The organism is Micromonospora yasonensis, assembly GCF_026013475.1.
GTDB classification, from domain to species: domain Bacteria; phylum Actinomycetota; class Actinomycetes; order Mycobacteriales; family Micromonosporaceae; genus Micromonospora; species Micromonospora yasonensis.
Genome location: NZ_JAPDPH010000142.1, coordinates 1 through 18,361 on the forward strand (window position 1 = coordinate 1; position 18,361 = coordinate 18,361).

Below are 18,361 nucleotides of genomic sequence, written 5' to 3' on the forward strand. Positions count from 1 at the left end.
CTGCCGGTGGGCAGCACGAACAGGACGCAGATGATCGCGACCCAGACGAGCGCCGTCCACCCGACCGGCGCGCTCCAGCGGCCCAGGTTCCACGGGCCGACCGCGAAGTCCGCCGTCCGCCGGCGCAGGAAGACCGGCGCCACGTACGCGATGTAGAGACCGATCACCGCGATGGAGGTGGCCGCCAGGTAGGCGGTGGTGTTCCACAGCGACGGCAGGACCAGCAGGGTCGAGCACGTCACGCAGAGCCAGATGGAGTTCGTCGGCGTACCGGTGCGCGGGTTGACGCGCTTCCAGATCCGCGAGCCGGGCAGGGCGCCGTCCCGGCTGAACGCGTACGTCATCCGGGAGTTCGCCGTCACCGAGGCCATGCCGCAGAAGAACTGGGCAACCACGCAGATGAAGAGCAGGAACGTGCCGAGGTCGCGCCCCGCGGCGTCGATGAAGATCTGCGCCGGGGGCAACCCCAGCTCGGTGGTCCGCTCCGCCTGGTAGTCCTGGATGGACCAGGTGATGGCGAACAGGAGCACGAAGCCGGCGATGACCGAGACCACCACCGACATCACGATGCCGCGCGGCGCGGAGCGGGCGGCGTCGTGCGTCTCCTCCGCCACGTGCGCGCTCGCGTCGTAGCCGGTGTAGGTGTACTGCGCCATCAACAGACCGATGAGGACGGCGTACCCGGCGGCACCGGCAAAGGTGAAACCGGTCTCGTTGCGTACCTCGAAGAAGACCTCGGAGACGGGCTTGTGCTGGTCCGGCACGATCGCGAGCACGGCGACGATGATCGCCACGCCGGCGAGATGCCACCAGGCGCTGACGTCCGACAGCAGCCGGACGAGACTGACCCCGAAGGTGTTGAGCAGGCCGTGGGCGACGATGATCAGCAGGAAGATCAGGAAGGTACGCCCAGCGGTCACCTCCATGTCGAAGGCGAGGCCCAGGAAGGCCGACGTGGTGATCGCCGCGCCGAAGTCGATCGCGGCGGTCACCGCCACCTCGCCCAGGAAGTTGAACCAGCCGACGAACCAGGCCCAGGCGGCCTTGTTCCGCTTGGCGAGCGCGGCGGCCCACCAGTAGAGGGCGCCGGCGGTGGGATAGACCGAGCAGATCTCGGCCATGGCCAGCGCGACGAAGATGACCATGACGCCGACGAAGAGCCAGCCCAGCGTGATGGCCAGCGGCCCGCCCGCCGTCATGGCGATGCCGTACGACGTGATGGCGCCGGCCAGGATGGAGATGATGGAGAACGAGACGGCGAAATTGGAGAAGCCGGACAGCTTCCGGCGCAACTCCTGCTTGTATCCCAGCTGCGCGAGCCGCTCCTCGTCGCTGATGGGGGAAGCCGAGGGTACGCCGTCCTGGATCGTTGAGCTCATCGGTGTCTCCCTTGGACCGCGGGGGTGGAAACTGTGACCTGGGTCACCGCCTGACGGGATAATCGCGCTCACGCTCCACCAGGTCAATGGAGATCGACCGAAAATTTGGCCAGGATCAGACCTTTAACCGATGCGGGCGGCGTGCTGCCGCACCGGGTCGGTGGAACCGGCGGCGCTAATTGCGTTGCCCCGCCGGCCCGAACGGCGGCATCCTTGAGCCCGTGACCAGGCCCGATCGCGGCGGGCCGACACCGGACGCTCGGCACCGTCCGGTCCGCGCCGGCGCGGGGCGTCCACCTCTCTCTCACTGACGTACGGCGATCCGCCGTACCCTCCGGACGCCCCGCGCCGCCGCTCCCGTTCACCCAGTCTCCGGCCGCCCTCGCCGCCGTCACGACGGTCAGGACGGCCCGGCGGCGACCCAGGCCAGCAGGAAGTCCGCGGCCGGCACGGCGAAGAGCAGGCAGACCGCGGCCAGCCGGGGGATCGACGGCCGCCGGACGGCGACGGCGTACCCGGCGACCAGGACCGGCGCCCAGCCGGTCTGCAGGGCCCAGGATTCCCGCCGGACCAACAGGTCCAGGTGGCAACTGATCAGCCACAGCGCCGTCGCCGCCGCCCAGAGGGCGAGCCCCGCCCGCCGGCAGACCCGGGGCGTCCAGCGGACCGCGGCGGTGGTGTCGCCGGCCGCCTCGTCCGCGTCGACGTCCAGCACCGTGGTCGGCAGGTAGAGCGCGGCCACCAGGAGCAGGCCCAGCAGCGCCAGCGGAACCGGGTAGTCGGTGACGGGCCGGTGCAGCGACCAGCCCGCCATCGGGGCGAGCACGCCGACGGCGAGGGCGTTGACGGCGACGTCGAAGCCGGGCCGGGTCTTGAGGCGGACCGGTGGCGCACTGTAGAGCCAGCCGAGCAGCAGCACGGCGGCCGTACCCGTGGCGAAGGCCGGCCGGATCGCGGCGGCGACGGCGAGCGCGGCGATGGCGGCCCCGGCGTGCCAGCGGATCAGGTCGGCCTCGGTGAGCAGGCCGGTGACCAGCGGCGCGGTCGCCTTGCGGGGGTTCCGTCGGTCGCTGGGCAGGTCGTGCAGATCGTTGACCGCCAGGACGGCGGCCCACACCAGCGGACCGAGCACGACCAGCGCGGCGAGCGACCGCGCAACCGCGTCGCCGGGTGGCAGCCAGTCGCGCGTCGCGAGCACGGAGCCGGCGTAGGCGGCTGCCCAGCCGAGCGGCCAGAACCACGGGCGGGTCATGCGGAGCACCGCCCCGGCCCGGTCCAGTCGCCGGCCAGCGGCGGGACGCAGGAGGACCATGAACCCGACGGTAGGAACCGGCCGGGCGGCGAGCCTCACGCCGTGGGGTCGGTCGCCTCCCCCGCCGGGGGGAACTCCGGCTCCGGGACGCGCAGGACCAGACCGGGCTCGGCGACCGGGGACCCGCCCGGGTCCGCCGCGCCGCGCCGGCTGAACCGGTCAGGCGAGCAGCAGGCCGGCCACCCAGAGCGCGGCGATGACCAGGCCGGCCAGGAACTCGACCAGCATGGACAGTCCGGCCGCCTTGAGCGCCTGCACGGTGGCCGGCCAGGCGAGCTGGTTGCTGCCCAGCCGGAGCCGCTCGACGCCCCAGATCCCGCCGACGAAGCCGACCGGCAGGCCGACGACCGGGATGACGAAGAAGCCGACCAGCCCGAGCAGGCCCCCGGCCAGCAGCGACGAGGTGGGCACCCCGGTCCGTTTCAGGTTCCGCCCCGGCCAGGCGTACTTGACCACCGCCCCGCCGGCGGCGACCACGGTGGCCGCGGCCAGCACCGCCCAGCGGCCCGGGCCGGCGCCGCCGAACAGCGCCCACACCAGCACCCCGCCCCAGCACAGCGGGAGTGCCGGCAGCCCGGGCACCACCACCCCGGCCAGCCCGGCCAGGATCGCCAACGCGGCGACCACCGACACCACCGCCTGCGTATCGGTCAGACTCACGGCTGCTCCTCCCCGCCCGTGCGGATCTCATGCCGCCTGGTGCCTGTTAAGAGGGGGCCCCTTCTCTACCCGAGGCGTTAAGAAGGGGCCCTTCCTTACCCCCCAGCTGGGCGTGGATGCGGTTGGCCGGCATCGGCGGGCCGAACCAGCGGCCCTGGCCGGTGTCGCAGCGCAGCGCGCGCAGCCGCTCCGCCTGCACCTCGGTCTCCACCGCCTCCGCGGTCACCCAGAGCTCCAGGGCGTGCGCCAGCCGGACCAGCGCGTCGACGATCCGCTCGTCGCGGTGGTCGGCGGCGTCGTCCGTGCCGTCGTTCCGGATGCCCTCGACGAACGGGCCGGCCAGTTTCAGGCAGTGGATCGGCAGCCGGCGCAGGTACGCCAGGTTCGAGTACCCGGTGCCGAAGTCGTCGATGGCCAGCCGGACGCCGAGGTCGGCGAGCTGGTGCAGGGAGCGCAGCGGCTCCCCGGCGGTGCCCATCACGGCGCTCTCGGTCAGCTCCAGCTGGAGCAGCTCGGCGGGGAGGCCGGTGTGCTGCAACGCCTCGGCGACGGTCTCCACGATGGCCGGGTCGTCGGCCTGCCGGGCGGCCAGGTTGACGCTGACCACCAGCCGCGTCCCCGGGTACGCCCGCCGCCACCCCTCGGCGTCCCGGCACGCCTGCTTCAGCACCCAGGCGCCGAGCCGGACGATCAGGCCGGTCTCCTCGGCCAGCCCGATGAACCGATCCGGGCCGATCAGCCCCAGGTCCGGATGCTGCCAGCGGACCAGCGCCTCCACCGCCACCATCGACTCGTCGAGCAGGGACACGATCGGCTGGTAGTGCAGCACGAACTCGCCCCGGTCCAGCGCGGCCGGCAGCCCGGCGGCCAGGGCCGACCGGGCGATGTCGGCGGCGCTGCGCTCCGGGTCGTAGACCGCCCAACGGCCGCGCCCCTCGGCCTTGGCCCAGTAGAGGGTGGTGTCGGCGGCCTTCATCAGCTCCGACACGCTGGTCTCCACGGCCGGGCACTCCACGATGCCGATGCTGGCCGAGACGGCGAGCTGCTGGTCCCCGACGTGGACCGGGGCGGAGACCGCGGCGAGGGCCAGCTCGGCCACTTCCACCGCGTCGTCGAGGCCGCCGCCGGAGTCGACCAGGATGACGAACTCGTCGCCGCCCATCCGGGCCACCAGGTGGCCCTGGCCGGCCACGCAGTCGGCCAGCCGCCGACCGATCACCTTGAGCAGGCGGTCGCCGAGGCCGTGGCCGAGGCTGTCGTTGATCGCCTTGAAGCCGTCCAGGTCGATGAAGCAGAGCCCGACCCGCTGCTCCGGGCCGGCGGTGTCGAAGACCTCGCCCAGGGTCTCGAGGAAGAGCGTCCGGTTGGGCAGGCCGGTGAGCGGGTCGTGCAACGCCTGGAAGCGCAGCCGCTGCTCGAGCTCGTACCGCTCGGTGATGTCCTCGATCATCGCGACGGTGAACCGGGGGCGGCCGTCGTCGTGCCGGATCAGCGAGACGGCCAGGTCGGTCCGGATGGTGCTGCCGTCCTTGCGGTAGTAGCGCTTCTCGACTCGTACGCTGTCGTGCTTGCCCTCGGTCAGCTCCTGGTAGAGCTCCCACATGCCGGCCGCGTCGTCGGCGTGGCACAGCGCGGCGACGTTGATCCGGCGCAGTTCCTCGACGGTGTAGCCGAGCATGTCCGCGAAGGACTGGTTGACCTCCAGGATGGTGCCGTCGACGGCGGCGATGCCGATCCCGATCGCCGCGCCGGTGAAGACCGCCCGGAACCGGGCCTCGCTGTCCCGCAGGGCCTGCTCCACCGCGTCCCGGGCCTGCCAGGCGGAGCGGGCGATCCGCTCCTGCTGGCTGAAGGTCCGGTCGCGCAGCGCCCGGGCGAAGCCGGCCCCGAGGGCGCCCTGCAGGGCGACCACCCGTTCGCGCACCTCGGGCTCCTCGGCCAGGGGCGGCAGCACCCGGGGCAGGAACCGGTCGCCGAGCGCCTGGACCGACCAGTCCAGCACGCCCGGGTCGGTGAGGTGCGCCGCCACCAGGGCCCGCCCCACGTCCTCCGCCACCCGCGCGGAGAACACCGGGGCGAGCAGGGCCTGCCCGAGCCGTACGGTGTGCTCCAGCAGCAGCCGCTCGGTCCCGGCCGCGCTGAGTGGCACGAACCCGATGCGCCGCACCGCCCGGGCCCATTCGGCGGCGTACGCCTGAGCACCCGGCCGGCTGAACCCGCCCCCGCCGGGGTCCGGGGCGTGCATGTCGGCTCAGCCGGCGGGCCGGTCGTACCGGGCGACGCCGCCGAACGCCCCGAACCGCTCGGGGTGCTCGTCCACGTCCGACGGTGAGTCGGGCCGCCACAGCGGCATGTGCACCACGCCCGGTTCGAGGATCGTCCAGTCGCCGAAGTAGCCGCTGACCTCGGCGCGCGAGCGGAGGGTGATCTCGGTGGCGGTACGCGCGGAGAGTCGCTGCGCGTCCAGCATCTCCTGCGGCTGGTCCTCGAAGGTCGAGTGAGAGATGACCAGGAAGCTGCCCGGCGCGGCGGCGGACCGCAGGGTGGCCAGGATGTCGCCGGGCCGGTCGGCGTCGGGGATGAAGTGCACCACCCCGGCGAGCAGGATGCCGAGCGGCCGGTCGAGGTCGATCAGGCCGCTGGCCCGGGCCTGGTCCAGGATCAGCTTCGGCTCCCGCAGGTCACCGTGGATGGCGACGGCCCGGTCGTTGCCGGCGAGGAGGTCCCGGCTGTGCGCCACCGCGACCGGGTCGATGTCGACGTAGATGATCCGTGCCGCGGGGTTGGCCGCCTGGGCCACCTCGTGCACATTGCCCACGGTGGGAATCCCGGACCCGATGTCGAGGAACTGGTCGATTCCCGCGTCGAGCAGCGCCCGTACCGCCCGGCGCAGGAACTCCCGCCCGGAGCGCATGGTGGCGGCCAGGTTCGGGGTCATGGCCGCGATCTGCTCGGCGAGCTGCCGGTCGATCTCGAAGTTGTGCGCGCCGCCGAGGAAGTAGTCGTAGACCCGGGCCGCGCTGGGCCGGGTCAGGTCGATCTCGGCGGGAATTCCGTCCGGCGTCTGCATCGTCGGCCCCCCAGGTCGTCGCCGCAGACGCGGGCGGCCCGGAACCGGGCCGACCCGCGACTGATCGTGTGGTCCACACCACTCTATGCGGGGGCTGCCAGGTCCGGGAGATCCACTGTCGAGGGACGGCCCGGGTCCGGGTCAGGCGGCCGACTCCAACAGCAGCGAGATGCCCTGTCCGACGCCGATGCACATGGTGGCCAGGGCCCGCCGGCCGCCCCGGCGGCGCAGCTCCAGCGCGGCGGTCAGCGCCAGCCGGGCACCGCTGGCGCCGAGCGGGTGGCCGAGGGCGATGGCGCCGCCGTTCGGGTTGACGTGCTCGGCGTCCTCGGGCAGCCCCAGCTCGCGCAGCACCGCCACGGACTGGGCCGCGAACGCCTCGTTCAGCTCGATCACGTCGACGTCGGTCAGGCCCAGGCCGTACCGGTCGAGCAGCTTGCGGGTGGCCGGAACCGGGCCGATCCCCATGATCCGGGGCGGTACGCCGGCCGCCGCCGCGCCGGTCACCCGGGCGAGGGGGGTGAGGCCGTACCGGGCGACGGCCGCCTCGGAGGCGACCAGCAGGGCCACCGCGCCGTCGTTGACGCCGGAGGAGTTGCCGGCGGTCACCGTGCCGCCCTCGCGGAACGGGGTGGGCAGGGCGGCGAGCTTCTCCAGCGACGTCTCCCGCGGGTGCTCGTCGGCCTCGACCAGCTTCGTCTCGCGCCGGCCGGCCGGCACGGTCACCGGCACGATCTCCTCGGCCAGCCGGCCGTCCGCCTGCGCCTTGGCGGCGCGCTGCTGCGAGCGGAACGCGAACTCGTCCTGCGCCGCCCGGTCCACGCCGTACTCGGCGGCGACGTTCTCCGCCGTCTCCGGCATCGAGTCGATCCCCCAGCCCCGCTTCATCAGGGGGTTGACCAGCCGCCAGCCGATGGTGGTGTCGTAGACCTCGGCGGTGCGGGCGAACGCGGTGGTCGCCTTCGGCATGACGAAGGGCGCCCGGCTCATGCTCTCCACCCCGCCGGCGACCATCAGGTCGGCCTCCCCGGCCACGATCGACCGGGCGGCGGTGGCCAGGGCGTCCAGGCCGGAGCCGCAGAGCCGGTTGACCGTGCTGCCGGGGACCTCCTCGGGCAGCCCGGCGAGCAGGGCCGCCATCCGGGCCACGTTGCGGTTGTCCTCGCCGGCCTGGTTGGCGCAGCCCAGGATCACGTCGTCGGTACGGGCCCAGTCCACGCTCGGGTGGCGGGCGACCAGCTCGCGGATCACGTGGGCGGCGAGGTCGTCGGGGCGGACCCCGGCGAGGGCGCCGGCGTACCGGCCGATTGGGGTGCGGACTCCGGCCACGAGGTATGCCACGGTCATGGGTGCTGCGTCCTTCGGGGGTGGGAAGGGGCTGGCGGCGGGGTCGCCCGCCGGGTCACGGGGACGCCCGGCGCCAGGATATCCGCGCCCGGAACGGCTAGGTTGACGGCATGGCCCGGGCCCAGTTCAGCGCAGAGAGCACCCGCAGCGGTCAGTTCGTCCGCCAGCCCAACCGGTTCACCGGTCGGGTCACCCCGCACTCGACCTCACCGGAGGGCGGTGGCCCCGACGACCAGGACCGCTGGCCGCTGGAGGCCGGCCGGTACCGGCTGGTCTGGTGCCGGGCCTGCCCGTGGGCGCACCGGGCGCGGATCGTCCGCAGCCTGCTCGGCCTGGAGGACGTGATCTCGCTGGGCACCGTCGACCCGATCCGGGACGAGCGGGGCTGGCGGTTCACCCTCGACCCGGATGGCTTCGACCCGGTCCTGGGCATCGGCTTCCTCTCCGACGCGTACCTGGCGACCGACCCGGACTACACCGGCCGGGTGACCGTGCCGGCGCTGGTGGACACGCTGACCGGGCGGGTGGTCACCAACGACTATCCGCAGCTCACCCTGGACTTCTCCACCGAGTGGCGGCGCTTCCACAAGCCGGGCGCGCCTGACCTCTACCCGGTCGAGCTGCGCCCGGAGATGGACGCGCTGATGGCGGAGATCCACCGGGACGTCAACAACGGCGTCTACCGGTGCGGCTTCGCCACCTCCCAGGAGGCGTACGACGAGGCGTACCGGGCGCTCTTCGCCCGGCTGGACGCGCTGTCGGAGCGGCTGGCCGGGCGGCGCTACCTGATGGGCGACCAGCTCACCGAGGCGGACGTGCGGCTGTTCACCACGCTGGTCCGCTTCGACGTCGCCTACCACGGGCACTTCAAGTGCAACCGGCAGAAGCTGACCGAGATGCCGGTGCTCTGGGCGTACGCCCGGGACCTGTTCCAGACCCCGGGCTTCGGCGAGACGGTGGACTTCGACCACATCAAGCGGCACTACTACGCCACCCACGAGATGATCAACCCGACCCGGATCGTGCCGCTGGGTCCGGATCTGCACGCCTGGACCACGCCACACGGGCGTGGCTGAGCCCGGCGTCCTCCGGGCCGCCGCCGCGTCCGCCGCCGCCGGCGGACCCGGCCCGGCGGCCGGGTCAGTGCTTGACGGCGAGTACCGGTCGGTCGGCGTCGAGCAGGATGCGCTGCGCCGCGCTGCCCATGATCAGCTTGCCGACCGGTGAGCGGCGGCGCAGGCCGATCACGACCACCGAGGCGTCGACCGCCTCGGCGACGCGCACGACCTCCTCGGCGAGGTCCCCGGCGTGCGCGTCCTGCCGGATCTCGACCTCGACACCGGCCGTCGTCGCCCGTTGGACGAGGTCCGCGATCTCGGCCTCGCCGGCGAGGTCCGCGCTGACCGGCGCGCCTTCGCGCGGGGTGTTGAGCACCAGCAACCGTTCCTGGCGGCGGCCGGCCTCCGCGACGGCGGCGGTGAAGGCCGCGTTCCCTTCCGAGGTGGGGATGTAGGCGACGAGAACGGTCACACGAGCTCCTTGGTGTCCTGGGGTGCGGGGTCGGGACGGGGCGCCGCCGGCCGGCGGCGCAGGGCGGCCCGCAGCGGCGGCAGCAGGGCCACGAGCAGGAACACGGCGAGCAGGGTCCCGGAGATCGGCCGGGTGAAGAAGCCGATCGGGTCGCCGTCGAAGATCAGCAGGGAGCGGCGCAGCGAGTTCTCCAGCAGCGAGCCGAGCACGAAGGCCAGCACCAGCGGGCCCGGCTCGAAGCCGAACTTCTTCATCAGGTACCCGAGGACACCGAAGAAGATCACCAGCACGATGTCGAACACGCTGTTGTTCACCGTGTAGACGCCCACCAGCGTGATCAGCACCGTGATCGGCGCGAGGATGGTCGCGCGTACCCGCAGGATCCGCACGAACAGGCCGACCAGTGGGATGCTCATGATCAGCAACAGGATGTTGCCGATGTACATCGAGTTGACCACGCCCCAGAACAGCTCGGGTTCCTGGCTGACCAACTGCGGGCCGGGACTCACGCCCTGGATCAGCAGCGCGCCGAAGATGACCGCCATCGTCGCGTTGGCCGGGATGCCGAGCGTCAGCAGCGGGATGAACGACGACGTCGCGGCGGCGTTGTTCGCCGTCTCCGGGGCGGCGACGCCCTCGACCGCGCCCCTGCCGAACCGCTCCGGATGCTTGGCCCGTCGCTTTTCCAGCGCGTACGCGGCCAGCGAGGAGAGCGTGGCACCGCCGCCGGGCAGGATGCCCAGGACGAAGCCGAGCAGCGACCCGCGCCCGATGGCCCCGGCGGACTCCCGCAGGTCGGCGCGGGACGGCCAGACGTTGGCCACCTTCGTCGGCGCCTGCACCGCCCCGTGGCGCTCCTCCAGGTTGTAGAGGATCTCACCGAGGCCGAAGAGGCCCATGGCGATCGGGACGAAGTCCAGGCCGTCGGCGAGGGACAGGTTGTCGAAGGTGAACCGCTCGGCACCGGTGAAGCCGTCCCGGCCCACCGTGGCCAGCAGCAGGCCGATGCAGGCGGCGATCACCGCCTTCAGCCGTCCCCCGCTGCTCACCGTGGCCACCAGGAGGATGCCGAGCAGGGCCAGGGCCGTGTACTCGGGCGGGCCGAAGTCCAGCGCGAACCCGGCGACCAGGGGGGCGACCAGCGTGAGCGCGATGATCGAGACCGTGCCGCCGATGAAGGAGCCGACGGCGGCGATGCCCAGGGCCGTGCCGGCCCGGCCCTGGCGTGCCAGCGCGTGCCCGTCGAAGACGGTCACCACCGAGGACGCCTCGCCGGGCAGCCGCAGCAGGACCGAGGTGATGGTGCCGCCGTACTGGGCTCCGTAGAAGATGCCGGCGAGCATGATGATCGCGGTCACCGGCTCGATGCCGAAGGTGACCGGGAGCAGGATCGCGATGGTCGCCGCCGGGCCGAGACCCGGCATGACGCCGATCAGCATGCCGATGACGACACCGATCAGGCAGTAGAGCAGGTTCGTCGGTTCGAGTACGACGCCGAAACCGTCGAGGACAGGGCCGAAGTCCACGGACCCTCCTAGAAGAGGTGCGGGATGGGGACGGAGAGGGCCGCCACGAAGACGAGGTAGAACGCGACCACGACGGCGAGGCTCGTCACGATCGACGTGCGCCACCCTTCCCGGCCGAGGAACCGCAGCCAGACGAAGGTGAGCAGGGTGGCGGGGATCTCGAAGCCGATGATGCTGATGACGGCGACGAACCCGATCATGGTGGCCAGGCCGGCGAGGACCAACCAGCTGGCCCCGGAGAAGCGTTCCGCGTCCGTCGTCCGCCGGGCCGTGGCGAGCAGGCCGAGGCCCAGCACGACCAGCACGGCGCTGACCAGCAGCGGCCAGGTGCCGGACTCGGGGCTGCGGACGGTGCCGAGCCCGAGGCGGGCGGAGCCGATGAGCGCGGCGATGCCGAGCGCGACGACGGCGGCCGCGATGAGCGCGTTGCTCAGCGGGCCGGCGGCGGGTGGACGCCCCTCGTGCTCCACCTCCTCGACCCGCTGGATCGCCTCCTCGAGGCTGAGCTCGTCGAGGGTGGGTTCGCCGCCGTGGGGCTCGTCGGCGGTACGGCCGCTCAGCGCGGCCTCCCCGGCCTGGCGGGGGGTGTCCCCGGCGGCCACCCGGCCGCCGGGGACACCCGCGCTGCGCGTCCCGTCTGGTGCGGACGTCACTTTGCTCCACCGAGGCTGATCTGGTACTTCTCGATCACGCCGCGGTACTTGTCCAGGTTGCTGGTCCACTGCTTGCGCAGCTCCTCGCCGTCGACCTCGTTCGGGGTGAGCTGGTTGTCCTCGTTGAACTTCTTGTACTCGTCGGCCTGGAACGCCTTCTGGAACGCGGCGCGGAGGGCGTCGACGACCTCCTTCGGCGTGCCCTTCGGCGCGAAGATCGCCCGCGACTGCTGGACCGGCACGTCGCGGCCCGTCTCCACCGCCGTGGGGGTGTCGGGCAGGTAGCTCGGGCGCTTCTCGGCGAAGGTCACGATGGGGGTGAGCTTGCCGGCCTTGATCTGCTCGATCGCCTCACCGAGCTGGATCGAGCCGACGTCCACCTGGCCACCGAGCACCGCGGTCAGGGTGGGCGACCCGCCGTCGAACGGAACGTCCTTGGCCTTGATGCCGGCCTGCGCGAACAGGAGCGCCTGGGAGAGCTGGCTGCCGGTGCCGACGCCGGTGGTGCCGAAGGTGATCTGCCGGCCGGCCCTGGCCAGGTCGTCGACGGTCTTGAAGCCGGACTTGGGCGAGGTCACGAGCACGTAGTCGTCCTGGCTGATGCCGGTGACGATGTCGTAGTCCGCGATGTCCGGGGCCTGGCCCTTGGCCACGGCCAGCGGGGTGATGTACGCCAGGCTGCCGTTGTAGACCATCAGGGTGTGCCCGTCGGCCTTCTCGCCGGCCAACTCCTTGGCGGCCAGGGCACCGTTCGCGCCCGGCTTGTTCTCCACGGTGACGGGGACACCGAGGTCGTGGGAGACCTGCTTCGCCAAGGCTCGGGCGATGAGGTCCGTGCTGCCGCCCGGGTCCTGGCCGACGAGGATGGTGATGGGGGCCTTACCCGGGAACTTCGCGTCGTCGCTGGATCCGCCGCCGACGTTGCCGCCGCAGGCGGCGAGCGAGAGAGCCAGGCCGAAGCCGGCACCCGCCGCCGCCCACCGGCGCACGCGGTTGATCGTCATGTCGTTCTCCTCATTAGCAGAGCCATGTTTCAGCGGTGGGCGCTGTGAGTCGGGTCACGGACGCCTGGATGACGGGAGCCTAGGGACCTCGACTCATGCCTGTCCAAATCCAATGCGGCATCAATTGATACCTTCTTGACATGGCGTTCACGCTGGAGCAACTTCGCGGATTCGTCACGGTGGCGGAAGAGCTGCACTTCGGTCGCGCGGCCGCGCGGCTGCAGATGACGCAGCCCCCGCTGAGCCGTCAGATCCAGAAGCTGGAACGGGTCGTCGGCGCCCAACTGCTGGAACGGGACAACCGGGGGGTCGCCCTCACGGCCGCCGGCGCGGCGTTCCTGGTCGAGGCCCGCAGGCTGCTCACTCTCGCCGACTCCGCGCCGGAACTGGCCCGGCGGGTGTCGTCCGGGGCCAGCGGCGTGGTCCGGATCGGGTTCACCGCCGCCTCGGCGTACGGGATCCTGGGCGGGTTGCTGAACGACCTGTCCCGCGAGCTGCCCGACGTCGGCGTGGACCTGGCCGAGATGGTGACCCGGGAGCAGGTCGCCGGGCTGCTCAAGGAGGAGATCGACCTCGGGTTGGCTCGCCCGCCCTTCGACGAACAGGCCTTCGGCTCCCGGCTGCTGCACCGGGAAGCGCTACTGGTCGCGGCACCGGCCGGCCACCGGCTGCTGGAGCTGGGGCGGCCCGCGGCAGCGCCGGACCTGGCGGCGGAGCCGGTGATCATGCACTCGCCGACCAAGGCCAAGTACTTCTACGACCTGGTCGCCGGCGTCGTACCGATCGCCGCCGAGAACACCGTGCACAGCGTGAGTCAGGTGCTCACCATGCTCTGGCTGGTGGCGGCGGGTCGGGGGGTCGCGTTCGTCCCCGCCTGCGCCGCCCGGCTGCCGATCGAGGGGGTGGCCTTCGTCCCGCTGGAGACCCCCGTGCCGGAACCCGTGGAGCTGCACCTGTTGTGGTCCAGGGAGTCGAAGAATCCCGCGCTGTGGCGGGCGCTGGCCGCACTGGAGCGACGGGCGGACAATCCCTGATACCTCTAGAGCATCGTTTGATGCGGAAGCGCTCTTGGACATGCATCGTCACAGCTTCCTACGGTGATCCCGACCACCGTCCGCGTCGCCCGCCGACTCGGGCGCGGACCCGTCGGACCCAAGGACAGATCATCGTGACGCTGCTGCCCCCGGACGTTCTCGCTGACCGGCTGAAGTCGGGCCTGCTCTCCTTCCCGGTCACCCACTTCGACGCCGACCTGCAGTTCGACGAGGCCCGTTACCGGGAGCACCTGGCCTGGCAGGCGAGCTTCGAGGTCGCCGGCCTGTTCGCCGCGGGCGGCACGGGTGAGGGCTTCTCGCTCACCTCCGCCGAGCTGGACCGGGTCGTCCGGGTCGCCGTCGACGAGGTGGCCGGCAAGGTCCCCGTCATCGCGCCGGCCACCGGCGGCACCGCCGTCTCCGTGGCCCAGGCCCGGGCCGCCCAGGCCGCCGGCGCCGACGGGGTGCTGCTGTTCCCCCCGTACCTCACCGAGGCCAGCCAGCAGGGTCTGGTCGAGCACGTCAGCGCGGTGTGCCGGGCGACCGACCTCGGCGTCATCGTCTACAGCCGGGCGAACGCCGTGCTCACCGACGCCACCGTCGCGGAGCTCGCCGACCGGAACCCCAACCTGATCGGACTGAAGGACGGCGTCGGCGAGATCGAGCGGATGACCCGTACCTACGCCCGGGTCGGCGACCGGCTCATCTACATCGGCGGGCTGCCGACGGCCGAGACGTTCGCGCTCCCGCTGCTCCAGCTCGGGGTGAGCACCTACTCCTCGGCGCTGTACAACTTCCTGCCCGAGTTCGCGCTGCGGTTCTACGCGGCCGTCCGCGCCCAGGACCGGCCGGCGGTCTACCAGATGCTCACCGACTTCGTGATCCCGTACCTGGACCTCCGGGACCGGGCCAAGGGATACGCCGTCTCCATCATCAAGGCCGGCCTGACCGCGGTCGGGCGGGACGGCGGCCGGGTGCGGCCCCCGCTGTCCGACCTGACCGACACCGAGCTCGCGGAGCTGACCACCCTGGTCCAGAAGGTCTCGTGACCCCCTTCATCGACCCCAGAGGACGGCGATGACCGGCAGCACCCCGACCGTGGCCCGTGTCGAGGCGGTACCCGTCGCGGGACACGACAGCATGCTGCTCAACCTCAGCGGCGCGCACGGCCCGTTCTTCACCCGCAACATCGCCATCGTCACCGACAGCGAGGGCCGGATCGGCGTCGGCGAGGTGCCCGGCGGCGAGACGATCCGCCGGACGATCTCGGACGCCGGCGCGCTGCTGGTCGGACAGCCGGTGGCACACCTCGGCCGGCTGCTGCGCGGCGTCGCCGAGACCTTCGCCGACCGCGACGCCGGCGGCCGTGGCCTGCAGACCTTCGACCTGCGCACGACGATCCACGCGGTGACCGCGCTGGAGTCGGCCCTGCTGGATCTGCTGGGTCAGCACCTCGGCGTGCCGGTGGCCGAACTCCTCGGCGACGGGCGGCAGCGCGACAGCGTCCCGATGCTCGGCTACCTCTTCTACGTCGGTGACCGCCGCTGCACCGACCTGCCCTACCTCGCCGAGACCGAGCCGGCCGACGAGTGGGAGCGGCTGCGCCGCGAGCCGGCGCTGACTCCCGACGCGGTGGTGACGCTGGCCGAGGCGGCGCGGGCCCGTTACGGCTTCACCGACTTCAAGCTCAAGGGCGGCGTATTCGCCGGCGAGCAGGAGATCGCTGCCGTCCGGGCCCTCGCCGAGCGGTTCCCGGACGCGCGTGTCACGCTCGACCCGAACGGCGGCTGGCTGTTGGCCGAGGCCGTCGAGCTCTGCCGCGACCTGCACGGGGTGCTCGCGTACGCCGAGGACCCGGTCGGCGCCGAAGGCGGGTTCTCGGGACGGGAGGTGATGGCCGAGTTCCGGCGGGCCACCGGGCTGCCGACGGCCACCAACATGATCGCGACCGACTGGCGCCAGCTCGCCCACGCGATCCGGTCGAACGCGGTCGACATCCCCCTCGCCGATCCGCACTTCTGGACGATGCGCGGCTCCGTCCGAGTCGCCCAGCTCTGTCATGACTTCGGCCTCACCTGGGGTTCGCACTCGAACAACCACTTCGACATCTCGCTGGCGATGTTCACCCACGTGGGCGCTGCCGCCCCGGGCGAGATCACCGCCCTCGACACGCACTGGATCTGGCAGGACGGGCAGGCGCTCACCCGCCGACCGCTGCAGATCCGGAACGGCCGGATCGAGGTGCCCACCGCGCCCGGTCTGGGAGTCGAGCTCGACCGCGACGCCCTGGCCGCGGCGCACGAGCTGTACCTGGAGCACGGCCTGGGCGCCCGCGACGACGCCGTGGCGATGCAGTACGTCCTCCCGGGCTGGACGTTCGACCCCAAGCGCCCCTGCCTGGTCCGCTGACCGCCGCCCTGCCGTGAAAGGAACGACATGACCCCCCCCGCCCCGCCCGCGATCCTCGACCGGATCGAATCGGTGACCCTCTCGTCCGTCACCCTTCCGCTGGCAACCGGGATCAGCGACGCGAAGGTGCTCACCGGTCGGCAGCGACCGATGACCGAGGTCGCCTTCCTCTTCGCCGAGATCCGTACCGAGGCGGGACTCGAAGGGGTCGGCTTCAGCTACTCGAAGCGGGCCGGCGGGCCGGCGCAGTTCGCGCACGCCCGGGAGGTCGCTCCGGACCTGATCGGCGACGACCCCAGCGACATCGGCCGGCTCTGGACCAAGCTGGTCTGGTCGGGCGCGTCGGTCGGGCGCAGCGGCGCGGCGACCCAGGCGCTCGCCGCGATCGACGTGGCGCTGTGGGACCTCAAGGCGAAGCGTGCCGGGCTGCCGCTGGCCAAGCTGCTGGGCGCGCACCGCGACTCGGTGCGCTGCTACAACACCTCCGGTGGCTTCCTGCACGAGTCGATCGAGCAGGTGCTGGAGAATGCGACCCGCACCCTCGAGTCGGGCGTGGGCGGCATCAAGATCAAGGTCGGTCAGCCCGACTCGGCGGAGGACCTGCGCCGGGTCCGTGCCGTCCGTGAACACCTCGGCGACCCGGTGCCGTTCATGGTGGACGCCAACCAGCAGTGGGACCGGCCGACCGCCATGCGGGTCGGCCGGGCGCTGGAGGAGTTCGGCCTGGTCTGGATCGAGGAGCCGCTGGACGCGTACGACGCGGAGGGGCACGCCCAGCTCGCCCGGTCGCTGGACACGGCGGTGGCGACCGGCGAGATGCTGACCAGCGTCGCCGAGCACTACGAGCTGATCCGGGCCGGCGCGGTGGACATCCTGCAGCCCGACGCTCCCCGGATCGGCGGCATCACCCAGTTCCTCAAGCTCGCCACGCTGGCCGAGCACAGCAACCTGCAGCTGGCTCCGCACTTCGCGATGGAGATTCACGTGCACCTGGCGGCCGCGTACCCGCACGAGCCGTGGGTCGAGCACTTCGACTGGCTGTACCCGCTGTTCAACGAGCGCCTGGAGACGCGCGGCGGCCGCATGTACCTTTCGGAGCGCCCTGGCCTGGGCATCACGCTGAGCGAGCAGGCCCGGGCCTGGACGGTGGACCGCGTGCACGTCGCCGCGTCCCGCTGAAGCAACCCACCGCAGCATTGGAGGAACACCCGATGGCCGCAGTCGTCAGCATCGACCCCCGCACCGGTCAGGCGGTCGAGGAGGTCGCGCCGGAGACGACCAGCACCGAGGTGGAGGCGCTCTGCGCGGCGGCCCTCGCCGCGGCCCCCGGACTGGAGGCGCTCGGCCGCGCCGGTCGGGCGGCACTGCTGCGCGGCCTCGCGGACGCCTTGGCGGAGCGCCGGGAGGAGATCGTCGCCGTCGCCGACCGCGAGACCGCACTGGGACCGGTACGGCTGAACGGAGAGCTGACCCGCACCTGCTACCAGCTGCGGATCTTCGCCGAGGTCCTGGACGAGGGCAGCTACCTCGAGGCGACCATCGACCACGCCGGCGACACCCCGATGGGGCCCCGTCCCGACCTGCGCCGGATGCTCGTCCCGATCGGGCCGGTCGCGGTCTTCGGCGCCAGCAACTTCCCGCTGGCCTTCTCCGTACCCGGCGGCGACACCGCCTCGGCCCTCGCGGCCGGCTGCCCGGTCATCGTCAAGGCACACGGGTCCCACCCGGCGACGTCCCAGCTGGTGTTCGACATCCTCGCCGCGGCGGCCGACAAGGCGGGCGCCCCGGCCGGCACCCTGGGCCTGGTCCACGGCGTGCCGGCCGGCGCGGCGCTCGTCGCCCATCCGGCCGTCCGGGCCGTGGGCTTCACCGGCTCGCTCACCGGCGGGCGCGCGCTGCTGCGGATCATCGAGCAGCGTCCCGACCCGGTGCCGTTCTTCGGGGAGCTCAGCAGCCTCAACCCGGTCGTCGTGACGCCGCGCGCCGCCGCGGAGCGCGGGCCGGCGATCGGCACCGAACTGGTCGGCTCCTTCACCCTCGGCGGCGGCCAGTTCTGCACCAAGCCAGGGCTGGTGTTCGTGCCCGCCGGTCCCGACGGCGACGCGGCGGTCGACGCGATGGCCGACGCGATCCGGGAGACCGCCGCCCCGGTGCTGCTCAACGCGGGCATCGCCGCCGCGTACGGCACCATCGCCGGCGGCCTCGCCGGGGCGCCGGGCGTCGAGGTGCTGGCCCGGGGCGCGGAGCCGGCGGGAACCGGCTTCCAGGCCGCGCCGCTGCTGCTGACCGCATCGGCGGGCGAGCTGCCGCCGCAGGTCACCGAGGAGTGCTTCGGGCCGGTGTCGGTCGTGGCTCGCTATGAGGATGAGGCCGAGCTGTTCCGGGCGCTGGCGGCGCTGCCCTCGTCGCTGACCGCAACCGTGCTGCGCGGCCGGGG

15 protein-coding genes and 1 pseudogene are annotated in these 18,361 nt (G+C 72.5%); 6 read left to right on the plus strand and 10 right to left on the minus strand.

Going from position 1 to position 18,361, the window contains the following annotated elements:
• The 6 genes from ONA70_RS24500 to pcaF all read right to left on the minus strand — a co-directional run.
• Positions 1-1,379 (minus strand): amino acid permease (locus ONA70_RS24500; protein WP_265008833.1); only part of this gene is annotated, 1,379 nt, incomplete at its 3' end.
• A 400-nt stretch (positions 1,380-1,779) separates the two neighbouring features.
• On the minus strand, positions 1,780-2,691 hold the full coding sequence (locus ONA70_RS24505) for a UbiA family prenyltransferase (RefSeq protein ID WP_265008834.1): 912 nt from the start codon (positions 2,689-2,691) through the stop codon (positions 1,780-1,782).
• A 159-nt stretch (positions 2,692-2,850) separates the two neighbouring features.
• Positions 2,851-3,351, minus strand: a complete 501-nt coding sequence (locus ONA70_RS24510) for a DUF456 domain-containing protein (protein WP_265008835.1) — start codon at positions 3,349-3,351, stop codon at positions 2,851-2,853.
• Positions 3,352-3,397: 46 nt separating this feature from the next.
• Positions 3,398-5,596, minus strand: coding sequence for a putative bifunctional diguanylate cyclase/phosphodiesterase (locus ONA70_RS24515; RefSeq protein WP_265008836.1), 2,199 nt, complete (start codon positions 5,594-5,596; stop codon positions 3,398-3,400).
• Between the two features lie 6 nt (positions 5,597-5,602).
• Positions 5,603-6,421 (minus strand): SAM-dependent methyltransferase, encoded by an 819-nt coding sequence (locus ONA70_RS24520; protein ID WP_265008837.1) that lies wholly within the window; start codon positions 6,419-6,421, stop codon positions 5,603-5,605.
• A gap of 141 nt (positions 6,422-6,562) precedes the next feature.
• Positions 6,563-7,768, minus strand: coding sequence for a 3-oxoadipyl-CoA thiolase (pcaF, locus tag ONA70_RS24525; protein ID WP_265008838.1), 1,206 nt, complete (start codon positions 7,766-7,768; stop codon positions 6,563-6,565).
• A gap of 110 nt (positions 7,769-7,878) precedes the next feature.
• On the opposite strand from pcaF, the pseudogene ONA70_RS24530 reads away from it, so the two are divergent.
• Positions 7,879-8,906, plus strand: a pseudogene (locus ONA70_RS24530) (glutathione S-transferase family protein); the annotation flags it as partial.
• Between the two features lie 2 nt (positions 8,907-8,908).
• Here ONA70_RS24530 and ONA70_RS24535 read toward each other — a convergent pair.
• Genes ONA70_RS24535 through ONA70_RS24550 form a run of 4 tightly spaced genes read right to left on the minus strand, consistent with a single transcriptional unit; the run spans position 8,909 to position 12,481 of the window.
• Positions 8,909-9,298 (minus strand): universal stress protein, encoded by a 390-nt coding sequence (locus ONA70_RS24535; protein ID WP_265008840.1) that lies wholly within the window; start codon positions 9,296-9,298, stop codon positions 8,909-8,911.
• Entirely contained in the window at positions 9,295-10,824 is a 1,530-nt protein-coding gene (locus tag ONA70_RS24540; protein ID WP_265008841.1) for a tripartite tricarboxylate transporter permease, read from the minus strand. Before ONA70_RS24540 ends, ONA70_RS24535 begins: the two co-directional genes overlap by 4 nt.
• Positions 10,825-10,832: 8 nt before the next feature.
• Positions 10,833-11,477 (minus strand): tripartite tricarboxylate transporter TctB family protein, encoded by a 645-nt coding sequence (locus ONA70_RS24545; protein WP_265008842.1) that lies wholly within the window; start codon positions 11,475-11,477, stop codon positions 10,833-10,835.
• Positions 11,474-12,481, minus strand: a complete 1,008-nt coding sequence (locus ONA70_RS24550) for a tripartite tricarboxylate transporter substrate binding protein (protein ID WP_265008843.1) — start codon at positions 12,479-12,481, stop codon at positions 11,474-11,476. Before ONA70_RS24550 ends, ONA70_RS24545 begins: the two co-directional genes overlap by 4 nt.
• Before the next feature lie 140 nt (positions 12,482-12,621).
• Here ONA70_RS24550 and ONA70_RS24555 point away from each other — a divergent pair, with 140 nt between their 5' ends.
• From ONA70_RS24555 to ONA70_RS24575, 5 genes are all read left to right on the plus strand, one after another.
• Positions 12,622-13,515, plus strand: coding sequence for a LysR family transcriptional regulator (locus ONA70_RS24555; protein WP_265008844.1), 894 nt, complete (start codon positions 12,622-12,624; stop codon positions 13,513-13,515).
• Positions 13,516-13,649: 134 nt separating this feature from the next.
• Positions 13,650-14,564: a 5-dehydro-4-deoxyglucarate dehydratase gene (kdgD, locus tag ONA70_RS24560; protein WP_265008845.1), complete on the plus strand. Its 915-nt coding sequence runs from the start codon at positions 13,650-13,652 to the stop codon at positions 14,562-14,564.
• A gap of 28 nt (positions 14,565-14,592) precedes the next feature.
• The gene (locus ONA70_RS24565) at positions 14,593-15,924 is read left to right on the plus strand and encodes an enolase C-terminal domain-like protein (protein ID WP_265008846.1); all 1,332 of its coding nucleotides are present in this window, start codon (positions 14,593-14,595) and stop codon (positions 15,922-15,924) included.
• 27 nt (positions 15,925-15,951) lie between these two features.
• Positions 15,952-17,103: an L-talarate/galactarate dehydratase gene (locus tag ONA70_RS24570; RefSeq protein WP_319958466.1), complete on the plus strand. Its 1,152-nt coding sequence runs from the start codon at positions 15,952-15,954 to the stop codon at positions 17,101-17,103.
• Positions 17,104-17,135: 32 nt separating this feature from the next.
• Positions 17,136-18,361, plus strand: a 1,226-nt coding sequence (locus tag ONA70_RS24575) for an aldehyde dehydrogenase family protein (RefSeq protein WP_265008847.1), incomplete at its 3' end; no start/stop codon positions are given.

Coding starts and splice junctions, on each gene's coding strand:
- pcaF (WP_265008838.1), bottom strand. CDS start 7,768: ATGACCGTGGCATACCTCGTGGCCGGAGTCCGCACCCCAATCGGCCGG.
- ONA70_RS24505 (WP_265008834.1), bottom strand. CDS start 2,691: ATGGTCCTCCTGCGTCCCGCCGCTGGCCGGCGACTGGACCGGGCCGGG.
- ONA70_RS24520 (WP_265008837.1), bottom strand. CDS start 6,421: ATGCAGACGCCGGACGGAATTCCCGCCGAGATCGACCTGACCCGGCCC.
- ONA70_RS24550 (WP_265008843.1), bottom strand. CDS start 12,481: ATGACGATCAACCGCGTGCGCCGGTGGGCGGCGGCGGGTGCCGGCTTC.
- ONA70_RS24555 (WP_265008844.1), top strand. CDS start 12,622: ATGGCGTTCACGCTGGAGCAACTTCGCGGATTCGTCACGGTGGCGGAA.
- ONA70_RS24570 (WP_319958466.1), top strand. CDS start 15,952: ATGACCCCCCCCGCCCCGCCCGCGATCCTCGACCGGATCGAATCGGTG.
- ONA70_RS24565 (WP_265008846.1), top strand. CDS start 14,593: ATGACCGGCAGCACCCCGACCGTGGCCCGTGTCGAGGCGGTACCCGTC.
- ONA70_RS24515 (WP_265008836.1), bottom strand. CDS start 5,596: ATGCACGCCCCGGACCCCGGCGGGGGCGGGTTCAGCCGGCCGGGTGCT.